Here is a 17,520-nt window from a genome sequence, read left to right as displayed (position 1 = left end):
CCCCAGACGCCCGCCCCCTCGGCCAGCACGCCGAAGCGCAAGGCATCCGGAAAGGCCGACACGCGGGCCCCGGCGAGCAGACGGAACGTGGAGGGCCGCAGCCGCAGCTGGGGCTCCACGAAGGGTGACACGATGAGTGTGGGACCGGGCACCTCCAGGGGCGGTGTCGCCCACGGGTGAATGGGCCATGAGAGCACCCAATGGGCGCCATCACCCCACTCGCGCCGGAGGTCCGGGACGAGCGGCTCCAGGAAGCACAGCGTGTAGAGACACAGCGTGCGCTTCCAGGAGACCAGGGCCGGGGCGCGCGCTTCTTGCGCTTCGTCCCCGGCTCCGGCTGGCGGCGCGGCCAGGAAGCACAGCAGGCTTCCGGCCGCGACCGCGTGCTTCACGTCACTTGCCCTGGAACGCGGCGGGACGCTTGGCGAGGAACGCGGCCATGCCCTCGCGCTGATCCTCTGAACCGAAGAGGACCGCGAAGCCCTGGCGCTCCAGCTCGTTGGCGGAGCGCAGGTCCTGATCCGCGCCGAACTCCACCACCCGCTTGGCCTGGGCCACGGCGAGCGGACCGTTCTTGAGGATCTTCGCGGCCACCTCGCGGCAGTGGTCCATCAGCTTCTCCGCGGGCACCACGTCCAGCACCAGGCCGATCTCCTTGGCCCGGGCCGCGTCGATGCGGTCCGCCGTGAAGAGCAGCTCCTTCGCGCGGGCACGGCCGACGAGCCGGGTGAGGCGCTGCGTGCCGCCGAAGCCCGGGATGACACCGAGGGAGACTTCCGGCAGGCCCAGCTTCGCCTTCTCCGACGCGTAGATGAGGTCGCAGCCCAGCGCCAGCTCCAGGCCGCCGCCCAACGCGAAGCCGTTCACCGCCGCGATGGTGGGGATGGGCAGGTTCTCCAACGACTGGAAGACGTGGTGTCCCAGCGCGGAGAACTCGCGGGCCTGGGCAGCGGTAATGGTGGCCATCTCCGCGATGTCCGCGCCGGAAACGAACGCCTTCTCCCCGCCGCCCGTCACGATGAGGGCGCGCGTGTCCTCCTTCAGCGAGCGCAGCGCGTGGTCCATCTCGTGGAAGGTGGCGCTGTTGAGCGCGTTGAATGCCTTGGGGCGGTCCACCGTGAGGATGGCGATGGCGCCGTCCTTCTCGAGCTTGATGTTCTGGTAGTCCATGTGCGTCGAGGCTCCTGTATCGCGTGGGGACGGCTAGTACTTGTAGAAGCCGCGGCCGCTCTTCTTGCCGTACCAGCCGGCGTCCACGTACTGACGCAGCAGCGGGCACGGGCGGTACTTGGAGTCACCCAGGCCCTTGTGCAGGACCTCGGCGATGTAGAGCACCGTGTCCAGGCCGATGAAGTCCGCGAGCTGCAGCGGGCCCATGGGCTGGTTGGTGCCCAGCTTCATCGCGGTGTCGATGTCCTCCGCGGTGCCCAGGCCCTCCATCAGCGCGAAGCAGGCCTCGTTGAGCATCGGGATGAGGATGCGGTTGACGATGAAGCCCGGGTAGTCCTTGGACACCACCGTCGTCTTGCCCATGCGCTCGGCCATGGCGCGGATGGTGGCGTACGTCTCGTCGCTGGTGGCGGCGCCGCGGATGAGTTCCACGAGCTGCATCACCGGCACCGGGTTCATGAAGTGCATCCCGATGACGGACTCGGGGCGCTTCGTGGCCGCGGCGATGCGGGTGATGGGGATGGACGACGTGTTGGTGGCGAGGATGCCGCCGGGGCGGACGACCTCATCCAGCTCCAGGAAGATGCGGCGCTTGAGCTCCTCGTTCTCCGTGACGGCTTCAATGGCGACGTCCACGTCCTTCGCGTCGCGCGCGCTGGTGAAGGTGGCGAGGTTGGCTTCCGCGGCCTGCTGCTTCGCCGCGTCCAGCTTGCCCTTCTCCACCAGCTTCTTGAGGCCCGCCTTGATGCGGTCCGCGCCCTTCGCGAGGCCGTCCTTGTTGACGTCCACCAGCGACACGCGCAGGCCCGCCTGGAGCGCCACCTGCGCGATGCCCGCGCCCATCTGCCCTGCACCGACGACGACGATGTGTTCCGTTGCCATGGCGACTTCTCCTGTGCCGGCGGCCATAACGCACGCCCCCAGGAGGGTCAACGACTGCTGGCGGGCAGGCGCAGCTGGCGGACGATGGCCTCACCCTCGCCCACCGACACCCGCTCCTCCAGGCGCACCCGCTGTTCACGGCCCTGCACCTTGAGGAACACGCGCGTGCGGAAGGTCCCCTCCGGCAGGGGCACCTTGAAGGTCACCTCCGGGGGCGGACCGTTCGTGAAGAAGCGCTCCTCTCGCTTGAGGATCTGCTCCTCCGAGTCCACGACCTGGAGGTCCATCGCGCGCACGTCGCTCCAGCCCGCTCCGTCGAGCTGGAGGATGAGCTGACGCTCGGGCACGTCCGTCGCCTTCCACAGCCACAGGCCCACCGCGACGATGGCGATGAGCGCCAGCCGCTTGGGCAACGGATGCGTGCGCCAGCCCTCGCGCGGCTTCGCCGGAGCTGGCGCCGGGGGAGCTGGCGCCGGGGCCGGGGGCGCTGGCGGTTGTTCGGGGACTTCCGCCACGTCGTCAGTCCCGCTTGGTGCGCTTGGAGGCGGGACGGCGCGCGTTCAGCTCCGTGATGGTCACCCGCGCCGAGGGCGCCGGCTCCGAGGCCTTCTTCCCCTTGGCGGGGGGCTCCGGTGGCGGGGCCGCTTCTTCCTTCTCCGCCTTCTCCGACGGCACCAGGCGGATCTGCGCCTTCACCTCCACCGTCATGCCGGAGAGCAGCTTGAGGAACTCGTCGCGGAGCTTCTCCGACTGCATGAAGCGGCGCAGCTCCTCCGCGACGACGCGGGAGATGTCGTCCTTCGTCTTCTCCGCCTGGGAGAGGATGAAGCCCAGGGCCTCCTTGGGGAGCTTGAGCTGTCCCGCGAGCGAACGGATGCCCTCCTCCGTCATGAAGACCGCGCCCATGCCGGCCACCGCCATGCGCCGCACGAAGTCCGGCACGAAGCCTCCCGTGCGGCTCTCGCGGCCGGGATGCTGCTCCTCCGAATCATCGAACAGCGGATCAGGCGGGAAGTCGTCGTTGCCGGCCGGGGCCATGAAGTCTCCTTACGGGTTCACCCGCTACCGGGCCTGCATCACCGGCAGCGGCACGCTCTTCATCGTCTGCGCGGACACACGTCCGGCCACATTCCGGGCGATCTCCTGGAAGGCCTTCGCCTCCGGGCTGTCCTTGGCCCCCACCACCACGGGCACGCCCAAGTCTCCGGACTCGCGCACCTTCAGGTCCAGGGGGATCTCCCCGAGGAATGGGATGCCGAACATCTCCGCCGCCTTGCGCCCGCCGCCGTGGTTGAAGATGTGGGTGGCCTTGGAGCAGTGCGGGCAGATGAACTGGCTCATGTTCTCCACGATGCCGAGCACCGGGATGTGCACCTTGTCGAACATCTGCTTGGCGCGCACCACGTCCGCCAGCGCCACGTCCTGCGGCGTCGTCACCAACACCGCGCCCGCCGCGCGCACCGACTGCGACAGCGTCAGCGCCACGTCGCCCGTGCCCGGGGGCAGGTCCAGGATGAGGTAGTCCAGTTCTCCCCAGTTCACGTCGCGCACCAGCTGCATCAGCGCGCCGTGCAGCATGGGACCGCGCCAGATGAGCGCCTGATCCGCCTCCACCAGGAAGCCGATGGACATGACCTTGAGGCCATGGGCGATGAGCGGATCCAACGTCTTGCCGTTGGGGCTCACCGGACGCTTGTCCGCCAGGCCCGTCATCAGGGGCACCGACGGGCCGTAGAAGTCCGCGTCCAGCAGGCCCACCTTGGCGCCGTGCTGCGCGAGCGACGCGGCCAGGTTCACCGCCACCGTGCTCTTGCCCACGCCGCCCTTGCCGGCGCCCACGAGCAGGATGTTCTTCACGCCGGGCAGCAGCGCCGTGCCGCCACCGGAGCCGCCAGCGACGCCGCGCACCTGGGCACCCCACTCGATGTCGAAGGTCTTCAGGCCCGGCACGGCCTTGAGCGCCGCCTCCGCGTCCGCCTGGATCTTCCCCTTCATGGGACACGCGGGCGTGGTCAGCTCAATCTTCAGCTTCACCGTGTCGCCCGTGACGCGGACGTCCTTCACCATCCCGGCCTTCACGAGGTCGATGTGCAGCTCGGGATCGATCACCTTCGACATGGCCGTCATCACGTCGGCCTGGGAAACGCTCATCGGGACACCTGAAACCTTTTGAAAACGGGCGTTTGCACGCTTGAAGGGGGGCGGAGATTGCCAGCACTCCGGGGGCTGTCAACGTCGTTTAACGCGAGGGGCCGGAGGGTGCACCGGCCATCGCTGCGTCTGGGGGCGCGCTGCTTCTGGCCTTCATTCGATGGCCGCCACCCGGTACTCCCCGTCCTCGAGCACCAGGCGCACGGCGCGCTCCTCTCCCAGGGGGAACAGGGCCTCGCCCGCCGCCACGCGCACATGCGTATTGAGGGACAGGCGCGCGCGGCGCAGGCGCTCCTTCGCGAGGGGTTCGCGCTCGAAGTCCTCGCGCAGGCGCTCCGGGGTGTAGCGCGCGCGCAGGGGCGAGGCGAGCAGGCCCCAGGCGCCCTTCCAGTCGCGGGACTCCACCTCGTCGAGGAACTTCCGGAGCGCCGCCCGGGGCACGTCCGCGGGGCGGGACTCCACCACGCGCCAGTCCTCACCCTGACGGGCGAGCGTGACGGACGGGGCCCGGGCCTCCAGCACGCCCGTGCCGGTGCGCACGGCGGCGGCGCGCTCGCGGCGGGCCTTCTCGTCGGAGTACTCGTCCAGGAAGGCGACCTCCCCCTCCGGCCCTCCGGTCGTCAGGCGGTAGGCGTCCGACAGCCGGTTCTCCTCCAGCGCCTTCGCGTAGGCCTCCGCCACGGACGCGGGCTCCCGCGACGCGGTGGCGCAGGCGGTGCCGAGGAGCAGGAGGCTTAGGGGAGCAAGGCGCGGCATGACTGGCGCGGCAGGGTAGACCCCGTGCCCGGGGGGAGCAATCTCCGGGCGTCCGCGTGGTCGCAATGACACCCTGCCCTCCCCTGCACGGCGGGTCAGGGGGGCGGCTAGTAGCGGCGCAGGAGCTGGACGAACCAGTGCACCAGCTCTCCCAGCTCGATTTTGTCCGCCACGTCCAGGCTCGGCACGGCTTCCGGGTGGCGGTGCTTGGGCAGGCTCGAGCCCGACACGGCGCCCTTCGGGTGGTGGTTGCCGCAGTAGAGGTCGCCGTTCCAGGCCCAGGCGTGGGCCACTGGAAGCGCGAGCCCGCATTGGACACAGGCCAGCGGCGAACTGAGGCCGTAGCCGCCCGAGGGCGAATGTGACGGCGGCAGCGGGGCCGTGGCGCCCGGGGCCAGCCAGGGGTCGGCGCCGCCATCCGTCGCGGGGGCGACCTCCCAGCCCTGCGCGGCCTTGGGCGCCGGGGGCGGCGCCGTCACCGTGGCGTTTTCGAGCGACTCGAACTTGCCCGCGTCCAGCCACGTCCCCCCGCACTGCGTGCAGAGGTCCACCGTGCACACGCGCGCGGACACCAGCGAAAGCCTCGCGCCGCAGCCCGGACAGCCCACGGGTTCGCTGCGACAGGTGGCACAGCTCGCCAGGGCGCGCGGCACCACGTGGCCCCCCTTGCGGCAGCGCGACGGAGCCTGCCTCGCCGTGGCCAGCAGCGGCTTGAGCGAGGGGCGATCCGGAAAGCGCTCCAGCTCTCCCCGGTCGAAGTACAGGCCATGGCAGCGCGGACAGACGTCCACTTCCACGTCCGATGCCTGGACGGCGTTCAACGGCTGGCTGGGGCACACCGGGCAGGAACGGGCCATGGCCCCATGCTAGTCGATGGGCTCCGTCGTGCCGAAGCCCCAGAGGCCCCAGGCCGTGGTGCAGAAGGCGTAGGAGGTCGGGTGCGCCGCCGCCGCGAGCAGCTTCAGCAGCGACAGCCGCGAGCGGGCCCCTCGGCCAAAGCGGTGGATCTCGAAGTCCTCCGAGGACACGCGCGCCTCGTCCATGGCGTAGCGGCAGACCTCCTCGAAGCCGCCGATGCGGTCCACCAGCCCCGCGTCCTTCGCGCGCAGCCCCGAGTACACCCGGCCCTCCGCGAGCTGGTGGATCTCCTCCTTCGTCCTGCCGCGCGCCTGCGCCACCAGCTCCAGGAACGTCTGGTAGCCCTCCTCCACCTCGCGCTCCAGCGCGGCGCGCTCGTGCGGCGTGAAGCCCCGCGAGCCGGAACCGAACGCCGCGTTCTGCCCCCGCGTCACCGTGGTGCTCCGCACGCCCAGCTTGTCCAGCAGGTCTCCGTATTCGAACTTGCCCTGGAAGATGCCGATGGAGCCCACCACGGCGTGCGGCGCGGACCAGATCTCCTTCGCGCCGATGGCCGCCATGTACCCGCCGCTCGCGCAGACCTTGTCCACGTAGGCGATGACGGGCTTCTGCTTCGCCACCCGCTTCACCGCCTCCAGCATCTGCTCCGACGCGAGCGCCGAGCCGCCCGGGCTGGCCACCGCCAGCACCACCGCCTTCGAGCGCGGGTCGCGCGCCGCCTGTCGCAGCGCCTTGACCACCGTGTCCGCCGCCGCGAACCGGCCCGAGCCTCCGCTGCCCGGGACGATGATGCCCGCCACGTCCACCACCGCCAGCCGGGGCTTGCGCCGCAGCCGCCGCCAGCGCACCGGAGGGAAGGGCTGCGTCGCCAGGTACGCGCTGAAGGTCGGCACCGGGGTCTCATCATCGTGGGCCGCCTTCTTCTTCGACTCCAGGCCCAGGTGCGCGCCCAGGTCCGCCTCGTGGACCAGCCCGTCCACCAGCCCCGCCTCCAGCGCCCGCTTCGCGCTGTAGGGCCCGGCGTCGATGAGCGCCCTCGCCTCCTCCGGCGTCTTGCCCCGGTCCCTTGCGATGGCGTCCACGAGGACGGCGTAGCGCTCGTCCAGGAACGTCTCCAGCGTTTGACGCTGCACGTCGGACACCGTGCCGTCCGTGAAGAGCTCCGGCGCCGTCTTGTAGTCGCCCCGACGGGCGAAGTGGGCGTGGATGCCCACCCGTCCGAAGGCCTCGCCCAGCACCGTGGCCTCCGCGGCGAAGCCCACCAGGTCCACGCGGCCCATGGGGGCGAGCAACACCTCGTCCGCCGCGCCGAGGATGGGGTAGGCCGACGTGTCCACCATCACCGACCAGGACACCACCCGCTTGCCCGCGGCCTGGAAGTCGGAGATCAACGTCAACAACGCGTCACGCCGGGCGTCCGCCAGGGTGAGGTTCTCCAGCTCCAGGAGGATGCCCTCCACCTTCGGGTCGGCGGCGAGCGTCCGCAGCGCCCGGCCGAAGTCCTCCAGCGACGCCACCGTGGCGGGCTCCACCGGGGTGCCCCCCAGCCGGAAGCGCGGCCCGGGGCGGGGCCGGTACGGCAGGTTCCCCGTCAGCCGGAACCGGACCCACGTGGGCCGCTGACGCACCGCCATCAGACGAAAGGGCAGGCCCAGCAGCAGGCGCAAGCCGATCAACAGGTTGGCCAGGAGGACGAAGGGAAGCCGGAGCATGCGGCGCGGGTAACGGCCCGGGGTGTATGAAGCAACCCCTGTTCATCGCGCCGGGAGGCTCTGTTAGGCTCAGGGGCCATGTCCCCTCCCTCCCTCTCCCGGCTTGTTCTCGTCCTCGCCCTCGTGTGGGGTGGTGCTGTCCTGGCCCAGCCACCGCGCCGCCAGCCCCAGGACTTCCAGAACCGCAAGGAGCTGACCCAGGAGGAGAAGGACGCCGCGAAGGCGCGCGCCATGGGCAACAACCTCAACGGTTACGGCAAGGACGTGCAGATCAAGGAGACGCCCATCCCGTGGATGGCCATCGGCCTGGTCGGCATCGTCTTCCTGGTGGCCACGCCCTTCGCCATCCGCGCCTACCGCGGCACCGTGAAGGACATGTCCGCGAGCAACACCTTCGGCATCCACGACCGCCCCGGCGAGGACGAAGCCTAGATCACGCGGGGCGGACCTCCACCGCTCCACCCGGCTCCACGCGGATCCGCACCGGCAGGAAGCGCTCCAGCACTTCCGCCTGGGTGAGCAGATCCCCGGTGACGCGCGCGGCGGTGAAGCGCGTGGTGCCCGGCGTCACCGGCCCCAGCCTCCCGGATGCGAGCAGCGCCGCTGGCAGGAGCAGCTGCTCCGCCAGGTATTCGTCCAGCGCCCCGCCCGTCTCCATGAACCGGGCGAGCGCCTCCGCCGCCTCGCGGCCCACGCCTTCCGCGTCGTGGCCCCGGTCCCCCAGGGACGTGAAGGCCGCGACGGTGTGTTCGAACTGCGCCAGCACGAACGTCACCGTGCCCTGCGAGCGCGTCACCGGCAGCGGCCGGTTGTCCGCCTCCGCCAGGATGCCCCGCTCCCGCAGCGCGGCCACCGCGGCGCGCGACTGACGCTCCGCCACGGCGAAGGGCAGCCCTCCCACGAAGGACATCACCCGCACCTCGCGCAGCACGCCCCGCGCGGGCAGGTCCACGCGCAGCGGCGGTTCCACCGGGGCGCCCACCTCCGCGGTGAACTCGCCCGCGCCCTCCGGGTAGAAGCCCGCGTGCGCGAGCGACAGCTGCACGGGCAGCCCGTACGCGCGGGCCACCGGCTGCCAGGCACCCGTGAGCGCGTGGAAGCTGGGGCTGTGGGGCAGGTGCGTGGCCCCGCGCAGCGTGAGCCGGCCTCCGCCCGCGAGCGCCAGCGGATACACGAGGCACTGGAAGAGCAGCGGCGTGCTGCCCGCGGTGCCGACCTCCAGCAGGTAGTCCCCCGCGCGCACCGGGCCCGGGCTGAAGTGGAACGCGGACGCGCCCACGACGGCGCCCTCGCTGGTGCTGCTGCTCAGGGCCTCCGCGCCGCGCACGTACGCCAGGTGCTGGGGCCTGAGGCCCGGGGGCTCCCGGTGCTCGCGCAGGCGGGTGAGCAGGAACGGGCGCCCGGTGATGAGCGACAGGCTCAGCGCCGAGCGGAGGATGTGGCCTCCCCCGTCCCCCATGGTGCCGTCGAGCTGCACCAGCCCGACGTCGGTCCGGTCCTGACCGCTCATGTCCCTCCCGTCGTCGGCTGATGCGGGGTGAAGCGGCTGGCTCGAGCGCACCGTGACGGCGCGCGAGCCTAGCAGACCCCGCGCGCCGGACTGGTGCCTAGTCGTCCAACGCCGGAAGCACGGAGACCTTCAGGGCGCTCGGGTGCGCCGCCGAATGGTGCACCCGGTGCATGGCGCGCACGAAGTCGGACTCCTTCGCTTCGTAGATGCTGGGCACGAAGGTCTGCGGGTTCCGGTCGATGAACGGGAACCAGCTGGACTGCACCTGCACCTGCAGTCGGTGGCCGCGCTTGAAGGTGTGGAACACGTCGTTGATGACGAAGCGCACCTTCGTCACCTCGTTGGGCGTGAAGGGCTTGGGCTGCACGTAGCCGTCGCGGAAGCGGCCCCGGAACGGCTCGCCGCGCACCAGCGTCTGCTGGTGGCCCCGGTTGCGCTCGCCGGCCTCGTCCTGCGCCTTCTTCCAGCCGGGCAGCTTGCCGGGGTTCACGTCCACCAGCTTCACCACCCAGTCCGCGTCGCTGCCGGTGGTGGACACCCACAGCTCCGCCTCCAGCGGGCCGGCGAGCGTGAGGTCCTTCTCCAGCGGCGGCGTCTGGTAGACGAGCACGTCCGGCCGGCGCGACGTGAAGCGCTGATCCTCCGCCATGTAGTTCTTCGACCAGCCGGGGCTCAGGTCCTGCGTGTAGGGCACGGGCTTTGCCGGGTCGCTGACGTACTCGTCGAACGACGCCGTCTTCACCGAAGGCGCCTGGTACGTGAGCGCGCCCTGGGGCTGGAAGAACAGCCGCGTCTCCTTCACGCCCTTGGGAGGCCACGCGTCCAGGCGGCGCCAGCGGTTGGCGCCGCCCTCGAAGACGAGCGCCTCCGGGATGGCCGGGGCCGCCCCTCCCTTGAGGTGGTGCTTGAAGAAGTCGAGCACCAGGTCCTGGTAGGTGTCCGACGTGGTGAAGCCGAACTCCGCGTCGCCCAGGCCAGTGCCCTCGCGCGTCCAGCCGCCGTGGGACCAGGGGCCCATCACCAGCGTGTTGGCGATGCCGGGGTTCTGCTTCTCGATGGCGGCGTAGGTGCGCAGCGGGCCGTAGAGGTCCTCGGTGTCGTACCAGCCGCCCACCACCATCACCGCGGCCTTGATGTTCCGCAGGTGCGGCAGGAGGTTGCGCGCCTGCCAGAAGGCGTCGTAGTTGGGGTGCGCGGCCATCTCCTTCCAGAAGCCGACGTCGCCTCGGAAGTGCTTCGCGTCCGCGTTGGCCAGCGGGCCCATGTCCAGGAAGAACTGGTAGGCGTCCGGGGTGCCGAACTCGAAGTTCTTCCACTCCGTGTCGTCGGTGAGCGCGGGGCGCGGCTTGCCGAAGGCGGAGAAGAAGCTGAAGGCGAGCTGCAGGTTGAAGGCGCCATGCCGGTGCATGTCGTCCCAGAACCAGTCCGCGATGGGCGCCTGAGGCGACACCGCCTTGAGCGCGGGGTGCGAGTCGATGGCGCCCGCGGACGTGTAGAAGCCCGGATAGGAGATGCCCCACATCCCCACGCGGCCGTTGTTGTTCGGCACGCGCTTCACCAGCCACTCGATGGTGTCGTAGGTGTCGCTGCTCTCGTCCACCTCCTTGCCGCGCTTGCTGGCGCGGTGGGGGCGCACGTTGACGAACTCGCCTTCGGACATGAACCGGCCGCGCACGTCCTGGAACGCGAAGATGAAGCCGTCCTTCTCGAAGCCCGCGGGCCCCAGGCTCCTGGGGTAGCGGTCCACGCCATAGGGCTCCACCGAATACGGCGTGCGCATCAGCAGCACGGGGTAGCGCTTCGTGGGGCTGGCGTCGTTGGGGACGTAGAAGGACGTGTAGAGCTTCACGCCGTCGCGCATGGGGATGCGCACGTCGTACTTCGTGTAGTGCGCACGCAGGTGCGCGGCGCGCTCAGGCGTCAGCTCATACGCCGACGGCGGCTTCGGAGGCGGCGCCGTGGGCGTGGGCGGTGTCTGGGCCCCGGCGACGCCGGACAGCGAGAAGAACGCGACTGCGGCCAGGACGCGGCGGTGGATGGGCATGTCCCCCCTCTTCGTATGGGTCGGAGGGGGGACACGGTACTACCGCCCGGAGGGTGTCAGGTCAGTAGTTCACGTTCGACGCGAAGTGGAAGCTGGAGTTCGCCGCGTTCGTGATGTCCGTGCGGAAGGTGAAGTTGGACGCGCTGCGCGAGGCCCAGCGGTAGGCGCCCTGCTGCACCGACCAGATGCCCTGCCCGGCGACGTTCATCACCACGCTGCCGCTGTACGGGCACACCGCGGTGTAGTGGTAGTCCGCGCCGTTGATCTGCACCCAGGCGCCGCCCGCCCAGTTGGTCAGGCACATGTGGTAGTCATTGCCGCTGAGGCAGAAGTTGCTCTGGAACCAGCTCAGGTCGCACGGGCCCGCCGCGGCGCGCACGCCGTCCGCCTGGGGAGCGCCGGCCTGGGCGGACGCGTCCATCGCGGGGCCCTGGGCCTGGAGCGGAACGGAGGGCGCCTTGGCGCGGGCCGCCTCCAGCCGGGCCTGCGCGGCGGAGAGCGCGGCCGGAACTTCACGGCCACCGGTCAGCTCGCGGTACGCCGCCACCGGCTCCAGGGCCGCGATGGAGGACGCGGGCGGGTTGGGGTACTGGCCCGCCTCCGTGACGATGACCTCGCCCGGCTGCAGCTCGTAGAACTCCACGACGTTGCCGTTGTCCAGGCGCACGCTGGTGAGCAGGCCCTTCGTCTCCGTGGCGGCGGGCGTCTCGGTCTCGGTCCGCGTCGGGGACTCGAGCGCTTCGCCGCCGCAGCCGACGCCCAGGAACAGCGCCGCGCCAAACAGTGCCTTCTTCATGATGACTTCCCCCTCACGGCGGCGACGTGCGCCGCCCGTGGTGATGGTGGGTGATGGTTGGAATGCTCCGGGACCCTGAGCACGGCGCGTGCCAGGGGCCGTGCCCGCGTCGGGGGGCCTCCATCGTGCAAGGTTTGCACAAGGGGGTGCGCTGGCGGTCGTGCGGACCTTGCACGCACGGCAAGGCTTGCACAGGCCCGTGGATCCGGCGCCGGATCCATTCGGGGCCTTTTCGAATATCTCGCGTCCCCGGCGTACCCGTCCGTGCGAGAGCGATTGCGGCGGTGGGGTGCGCTCCTGCGCCCCGTGGATCCGCATGCACGCGGGAGACGAAGACATGCGGGCATCCCATCAGACGTGGAAGCGGTGGCTCCTGGGCTCGGTGATGTTGGCGAGCCTGGGCGCGGGGGCGGAACCTCCGCCGACGAACAGCGCGCAGGGAACGCAGCTGCATGGAACGGAGCGTTTCGAGTCCATCAACATCCCGCTGGCCTCGGTGGAGCCGTCCCCTCCTCCCGCTGGCGCGCAGTGCTCCACGGCGAAGGCGTTGATGCTGGCGGGCGGGCGCGTGATGGTGGTCCAGGGCTGCACCACGGGCAATCCGCCGGCCTCGACGCCGCGGTTCCTGGACGGGCCCGGGCTCGTGAAGACGACCTTCCACGCGCCGTTCGAGGGTCGCACGGTGAAGCTCGTCATCGAAGAGGCCCGCTGTCATGAGGACATCACGGGGCCCACGGCCGCGTGTACGCCGGAGTTGCTCGCGTCCGGCGCGGCGCGCTGGGAGTTCCGCGTGACGGCCTCCACGGACGACCGTCAGCCCGTGCCCCTGTGCCCGAGCGGCAGCGGGTTCGCGCTCGTGGTGCCGCACGCGTGGTCCGCCGGGGGCGAGCTGACACCGAACCCGGACTACTTCACGTTCGCGTGCGCGCCGAGGAACGAGGGCACCGCGACCCAGCCGTTCTTCGTGGGCGGCGGCGTCATCGCCAAGTGCATCGACTGGGGGTATCCGCCCTGGGCCGGTGCCTACCCGGAGGCCACCGCGCGCGACTACCACCAGCTCTGCACGCGCATGGCGATGGCGGACTATTGCGGCGAGGGGCGCAGCAACACGCTGGATGGGACGCCCCTGACCTTCATGGGCATCCAGAACGCGCTGGCGCGAGGGAGCGACGGCCACGTGCCGCAGACCCAGGGGCGGGAGGGCTACGCGCTGGAGGCGGTGTGGCAGATGAGCGAGTGCGGTGCGGTCCGGCCGCTGTGCCTGGGCAAGAAGCGCTGGGACAGCCTGGCGCTGGAGGCCACGTGCGTGAACCGCGCGCTCGACCTGCACGTCCGCACCAGGCCCTGTGAGGACTACAACCTGGCGGCAGCCTCCGACCAGACGCTGCTCGTGTCCTATTCGCTCTTCATCGACCAGGCGCTGGTGACGTTCAAGCGCGGGGACACGGGCTTCGTGACGACCACTTCGGTGGCGGTGGAGGTGACGGAGCACGCATGGGGCCAGGACGTGTCCGCGTACGACGTGGACCTCAATGGGGATGGGCTGGCGGATGAGCCGGCCTCATTCGTCCCGGTGCGCATGGAGGGGCCCCTGCTCTCCGCGAAGCTGCCCGCAGCCCACAAGAAGAGCATGGGGGCCTTCATCAAGCCGCTGTACCGGTGTGCCAACAGCGTGGGGCGCTACCTGCTCACGGACTCCGCGTCGTGCGACGGCGTCTCCGGCTATTCCCTCAGGGCCTTGAATGGAGACCTGGGCATCGAGGGCTACCTGTACAGCGCCGTCGACACGACCAGCACGGGCCAGCGCCGGCCCCTGAAGCTGTGGCGGCATTCGATGCCGGGCGTCTTCGCGACGTCCACGGAGGCGCCGTCCGGGTTCACGTTCGTGCGGGACCTGGGCTACCTGCCCGCGGTGGGGCAGCTTCCGGGGCGCGATCTCTGAACCTGTCCGACTGTCGGACAGGTTGGGCCCGTCACGGCACGGACGCGCACACGCGCATCCCGATGAATGGGAAGCGTGTGCGCGGCTCGCCGTCGCCGTGGTTGAGGACCCGGGCGGTGAGCGCGTCCTGGTAGAACGACCCGCCGCCATACGCGGGCGTGCCGGCGGTGTCCGTCACCAGCCACTCCCAGACGTTGCCGGACTGGTCCGCCACGCCGAAGGGACTGTTGGACGTGGGGTGCGAGCCCACCGCGTCCGGCCCGAAGGCGCGTGGCTTGCGGCCATAGGTGGCGTCGAAGTTGGCGTCATCCGGCGCGAGCAGCAGGCCGTGCGGGTAGTCGCGGCCATCCGCGCCCCGGGCGGCGCGCTCCCACTCGCGTTCGGTGCACAGGCGCGCACGGGGGACGCGGCCCGTGGCGTCCAGCCAGGCGACGTACGCGCGGGCGTCCTCCCAGGAGATGCCGGACACGGGGAAGCGGCGCCAGTCCTGTTCGGCGCGGCGCTCGCGGTCGTGGTAGCGCAGCGGCTCCCCTTCCCTCGCGCGGTAGGCGACGCCCTCGTGTTCCAGGTGGAAGGTCCAGGTGCCGTCCCGGTTCGGGAGCAGCTCGATGGTGCCGAAGTAGTTCGTGCCCCGGGGCCTGCGTGCGGCGCGCTCCGAGGCAGGCAGGGCGCGCAGCCAGGTGAGCCAGTCCGCGTAGGTGACCTCGTGGCGGGCGATGAGGAAGGCGCCCGTGGTGAGCGGGTGCAGCGGACGCGTGCGCACCACGGTGCGGCGGATGGTCTCGTCGTCGCCGCTGCCGTAGAGGAAGCGGCCCGGGGGCACGTAGACGTAGCCATCCGGGACGTGCTCGGGGAGGACGACGCGGGCCTGGAAGGTGCCACCGCGCCCCAGCAGCACGGGGTAGCGCACGGGAGGTCGGTCCGGCCGCGTGAACGTGAGCAGGTATGAGCCGGGCCGCAGCGTGGGGCCCGAGGTGATGGGCGTCGTGCCGAGCGTCCGCGGCTCCCGGACTTCGACGCCTTCGACCTGGACGACGGCGCCGGGAGGGTCGCTGTCCAGGTCCATCCGCACGGGCTCGGTCAGCCGTTGGCTCGTGCTGGGATCCACCTTCTCCAGGCGTTGAAGCAGGGCCGTCCGCGCTTGGTGGGCGCGGTCCCGCTCCGCGATGAGGATGCGCTCGAAGAGCACATCTGCCAGGGCCTGCTCCAACGGCTTGATCGGGTCCCCGCCGATGCGCGCCCGCGCGGCATCGAGGACGGTGGTGGCCTCCTCGTAGCGCCGGGCCTGCGTCGCGCCCAGGGACAGGGCCTGGGCCCAGGTGTCCTCCGCGAGTGACGTGCGGTCCGAGTCGAACGCGGTGAAGGCCGCCGTGCGGAGCGTTTCAACACGGGCGCCCAGGGCCCGGCCGTCGTCCAGCATGGGCGCGACGGAGGACAGCGCCGCTTCCACCTCCAGGCGCCGGGAGCGTTCGGAGAGCCAGTGGCCCGACAGTCCGAGCGTCCCTGCCAACAGTGGGAGCGCGAGCACCCGCGCCACCCGCATCCACCGGGGCCGGGACCGGGTCGTCGTGGCGGAGCGCGTGGAGAGCGACTCCAGCGCTTCGCGCAGGGCGTCCGCGGAGTCGAAGCGCTCGGACGGATCATGCGCGAGACAGCGCGCGAGCACTCCGGCGAAGGCGGCATCGACCTGGGGCACGGCCACGTCCAGGCGCGCGAAGCTCCGGGGCTGGAGCGGAGCGTCCGCGCGGGGTCCGGGCAGCGTGCCTCCGCACAGCTCGTACAGGAGCACGCCCAGGGAGAAGATGTCGCTGCGCGCGGTGGCCGGCTCACCCCGCCAGACCTCGGGCGCCATGTAGAGCGGGGTCCCGATGCGGCCCGTGGATCCGAGGTCCATGGGACCGTGCGGGGGTTCAATCGGATCCACGGTCGCGGTCGACCGCGAGGACTCCGCTTCCATGAGCCCTGCCGTCTCGCTCCGCCGGGAGGCACCGCTCCGCGCGGTGCCCGTTCCCCCCGGAAGGTCCACGGTCGCGGCACCCTCCACCTCCTTCGGGACGTCCGGCGGGAGGACGCGCCCGACGGGGACATGCGCCACGTCGAGCAGCTTCGCCACGCCGAAGTCGAGCAGCTTCACCTGCCCGTCCTCCGTCACGAGCGCGTTCGCGGGCTTGAGGTCCCGGTGCAGCACGCCCTGCCGGTGGGCCGCCGCGAGCCCTCGCGCCAGCCCGAGGCCCAGCTCCAACACGCGCGCCCACGGCACCGGCCGTGACAGCCGGTCCAGGCTGTCCCCACGCAGGAACTCCGACACCAGGTAGGGCCGGTCCCTCACCTCGCCCACGCGGTGGATGCCCACCACGTTCGGATGCTGCACCCGGGCGATGGCGCGCGCCTCGGTGCGGAAGCGCTCGCGCTGGACCTCGTCGGGCGCGACACCCGCGATGAACTTCACCGCCACCAGTCGATCCAACACCGTGTCGTGCGCGAGGTACACGTCGCCCATCGCGCCCCGGCCCAGCGGCTGCAACAGGCGGTACTCCCCGAACGTCGCGGGGGGCTGCCACGGTGGGAGGTCCCCGCTCCTCATTCCACCGCCGGTCCCCTTCCTCGCGAGGCGATGCGGTGCTGCTTCAGCTTGAACGCGAACGTGCGCAGCGGCATGCCGATGAGCTGCGCCGCGCGCGTCTGCACCCCGCCCGTCGCCTCCAGCGCCTCCACCATCCGCTGCCGCTCCAGCGTCCGCAGCTCCTCGGCCAGGTTGCTGAACGCGCGCGGCCCCACATCACCCTCCGGCGCCACGTCCCGCTCCAGCGGCACCTCTCCCGACCACAGGGACGCCGGCAGGTGCGACGGCTCCACCACCGGCCCAGGTGACGTGGCCACTGCGTACTCCAGCGCGTTCTTCAACTCGCGCACGTTCCCCGGCCACGCGTGCGCGCCCAGCACCCCCATGGTCGCGGCGGACAGGTGCAGCGGCGGGCGGCCCGTCCTCGCGCAGGCGTCCTCCAGGAAGGCCCGCGCCAGCAGGGGCAGCTCCCGCGGCCTGTCCCTCAGCGGCGGCAGCACCACCACCGCCGCGGACAGGCGGAAGAACAGGTCCTGCCGGAAGCGCCCGGCCTTCACCTCGTCCGCGAGCACCCGGTGCGTGGCCGCCACCACGCGCAGGTCCACGGGCCGCTCGCGCGAGTCCCCCAGCCGGGTGATGACCTGCTGATCCAACGCGCGCAAGAGCTTCGCCTGGATGGGCAGCGACAGCTCCGCCACCTCGTCCAGGAACAGCGTCCCACCGCTGGCCCGCTCCAGCAGCCCCTCGCGCGCCCGGTCCGCGCCGGAGAAGGCGCCCCGCTCGTGGCCGAACAGCTCCGCCTCCACCAGGCCCTCCGGCAGCGCCGCGCAGTTGAGCGCCACGAACGGCTGCGAGGCTCTCCGCGACCAGTGGTGCACCGCCCACGCCGCGTTCTCCTTGCCCGCGCCCGTCTCCCCGTGGATGAGCACCGGCAACGGGCTCGCCGCCAGCCGGCGCAAGAGTTCGAACAGCCGCACCAGCGCCGCGTCCGCCACCACCACCGAGCGCTCCCCCAGCGCCAGCCGGTACAGCAACGGGCCGCTGACGCGCGTCTCGCCGGGCGCCGCCGCCAGGGCCGCCGCCCTCGCCGCGCCCAGGAGCGCGTCCCCCTGCATCCCGTCCCCCGGCGCCGTGGC

15 protein-coding genes and 1 pseudogene are annotated in these 17,520 nt (G+C 71.4%); 2 read left to right on the top strand and 14 right to left on the bottom strand.

Annotated elements, in window-relative coordinates; translation table 11 throughout:
• The 9 genes and pseudogenes from D7X12_RS26730 to sppA form a co-directional block, all read right to left on the bottom strand.
• A pseudogene (locus tag D7X12_RS26730) lies at positions 1-392 on the bottom strand (hypothetical protein); the annotation flags it as partial.
• Between the two features lies 1 nt (position 393).
• A complete protein-coding gene (locus D7X12_RS26725; RefSeq protein WP_120628103.1) occupies positions 394-1,170 on the bottom strand; it encodes an enoyl-CoA hydratase-related protein in 777 nt (258 codons plus the stop codon).
• A gap of 33 nt (positions 1,171-1,203) precedes the next feature.
• Positions 1,204-2,052, bottom strand: coding sequence for a 3-hydroxyacyl-CoA dehydrogenase family protein (locus D7X12_RS26720; RefSeq protein WP_120613018.1), 849 nt, complete (start codon positions 2,050-2,052; stop codon positions 1,204-1,206).
• A gap of 47 nt (positions 2,053-2,099) precedes the next feature.
• A complete protein-coding gene (locus tag D7X12_RS26715) occupies positions 2,100-2,567 on the bottom strand; it encodes a hypothetical protein (RefSeq protein ID WP_208719298.1) in 468 nt (155 codons plus the stop codon).
• A 4-nt stretch (positions 2,568-2,571) separates the two neighbouring features.
• Positions 2,572-3,090 (bottom strand): hypothetical protein, encoded by a 519-nt coding sequence (locus D7X12_RS26710; protein WP_120628101.1) that lies wholly within the window; start codon positions 3,088-3,090, stop codon positions 2,572-2,574.
• A gap of 24 nt (positions 3,091-3,114) precedes the next feature.
• Positions 3,115-4,203 carry an iron-sulfur cluster carrier protein ApbC gene (gene apbC / locus D7X12_RS26705; RefSeq protein ID WP_120628100.1) on the bottom strand — a complete coding sequence of 363 codons (1,089 nt, stop codon included), beginning with the start codon at positions 4,201-4,203 and terminating at the stop codon, positions 3,115-3,117.
• 153 nt (positions 4,204-4,356) lie between these two features.
• On the bottom strand, positions 4,357-4,959 hold the full coding sequence (locus D7X12_RS26700; protein WP_120628099.1) for a hypothetical protein: 603 nt from the start codon (positions 4,957-4,959) through the stop codon (positions 4,357-4,359).
• A gap of 107 nt (positions 4,960-5,066) precedes the next feature.
• Entirely contained in the window at positions 5,067-5,816 is a 750-nt protein-coding gene (locus D7X12_RS26695) for a TFIIB-type zinc ribbon-containing protein (protein ID WP_120628098.1), read from the bottom strand.
• Positions 5,817-5,825: 9 nt separating this feature from the next.
• Positions 5,826-7,529, bottom strand: a complete 1,704-nt coding sequence (gene sppA / locus D7X12_RS26690) for a signal peptide peptidase SppA (protein ID WP_120628097.1) — start codon at positions 7,527-7,529, stop codon at positions 5,826-5,828.
• A 78-nt stretch (positions 7,530-7,607) separates the two neighbouring features.
• On the opposite strand from sppA, the gene D7X12_RS26685 reads away from it, so the two are divergent.
• Complete coding sequence (locus tag D7X12_RS26685; protein ID WP_120628096.1) at positions 7,608-7,961, top strand: hypothetical protein; 354 nt, start codon at positions 7,608-7,610, stop codon at positions 7,959-7,961.
• A gap of 1 nt (position 7,962) precedes the next feature.
• Here the strand turns inward: D7X12_RS26685 and rtcA are convergent, their stop codons facing one another.
• The 3 genes from rtcA to D7X12_RS26670 form a co-directional block, all read right to left on the bottom strand.
• Positions 7,963-9,039 carry an RNA 3'-terminal phosphate cyclase gene (gene rtcA / locus D7X12_RS26680; protein ID WP_120628095.1) on the bottom strand — a complete coding sequence of 359 codons (1,077 nt, stop codon included), beginning with the start codon at positions 9,037-9,039 and terminating at the stop codon, positions 7,963-7,965.
• Between the two features lie 97 nt (positions 9,040-9,136).
• Positions 9,137-11,083: a CocE/NonD family hydrolase gene (locus tag D7X12_RS26675; protein WP_120628094.1), complete on the bottom strand. Its 1,947-nt coding sequence runs from the start codon at positions 11,081-11,083 to the stop codon at positions 9,137-9,139.
• A 61-nt stretch (positions 11,084-11,144) separates the two neighbouring features.
• Complete coding sequence (locus tag D7X12_RS26670; protein WP_120628093.1) at positions 11,145-11,879, bottom strand: hypothetical protein; 735 nt, start codon at positions 11,877-11,879, stop codon at positions 11,145-11,147.
• A gap of 337 nt (positions 11,880-12,216) precedes the next feature.
• Between D7X12_RS26670 and D7X12_RS26665 the strand changes: the two genes are divergently transcribed.
• Positions 12,217-13,821, top strand: a complete 1,605-nt coding sequence (locus D7X12_RS26665) for an ADYC domain-containing protein (protein ID WP_147443814.1) — start codon at positions 12,217-12,219, stop codon at positions 13,819-13,821.
• A 31-nt stretch (positions 13,822-13,852) separates the two neighbouring features.
• On the opposite strand, the gene D7X12_RS26660 is transcribed toward D7X12_RS26665, so the two are convergent.
• The gene (locus tag D7X12_RS26660; RefSeq protein ID WP_120628091.1) at positions 13,853-16,405 is read right to left on the bottom strand and encodes a bifunctional serine/threonine-protein kinase/formylglycine-generating enzyme family protein; all 2,553 of its coding nucleotides are present in this window, start codon (positions 16,403-16,405) and stop codon (positions 13,853-13,855) included.
• Positions 16,402-17,520: sigma-54 interaction domain-containing protein (locus D7X12_RS26655; RefSeq protein WP_147443813.1), on the bottom strand; the 1,119-nt coding region annotated here is incomplete at its 5' end. The genes D7X12_RS26660 and D7X12_RS26655, both read right to left, overlap by 4 nt.

Source organism: Corallococcus sicarius, from assembly GCF_003611735.1.
GTDB classification, from domain to species: domain Bacteria; phylum Myxococcota; class Myxococcia; order Myxococcales; family Myxococcaceae; genus Corallococcus; species Corallococcus sicarius.
The sequence above is the reverse complement of the archived record's forward strand: the minus strand, read 5'-3'. Positions and strand labels throughout refer to the sequence as shown.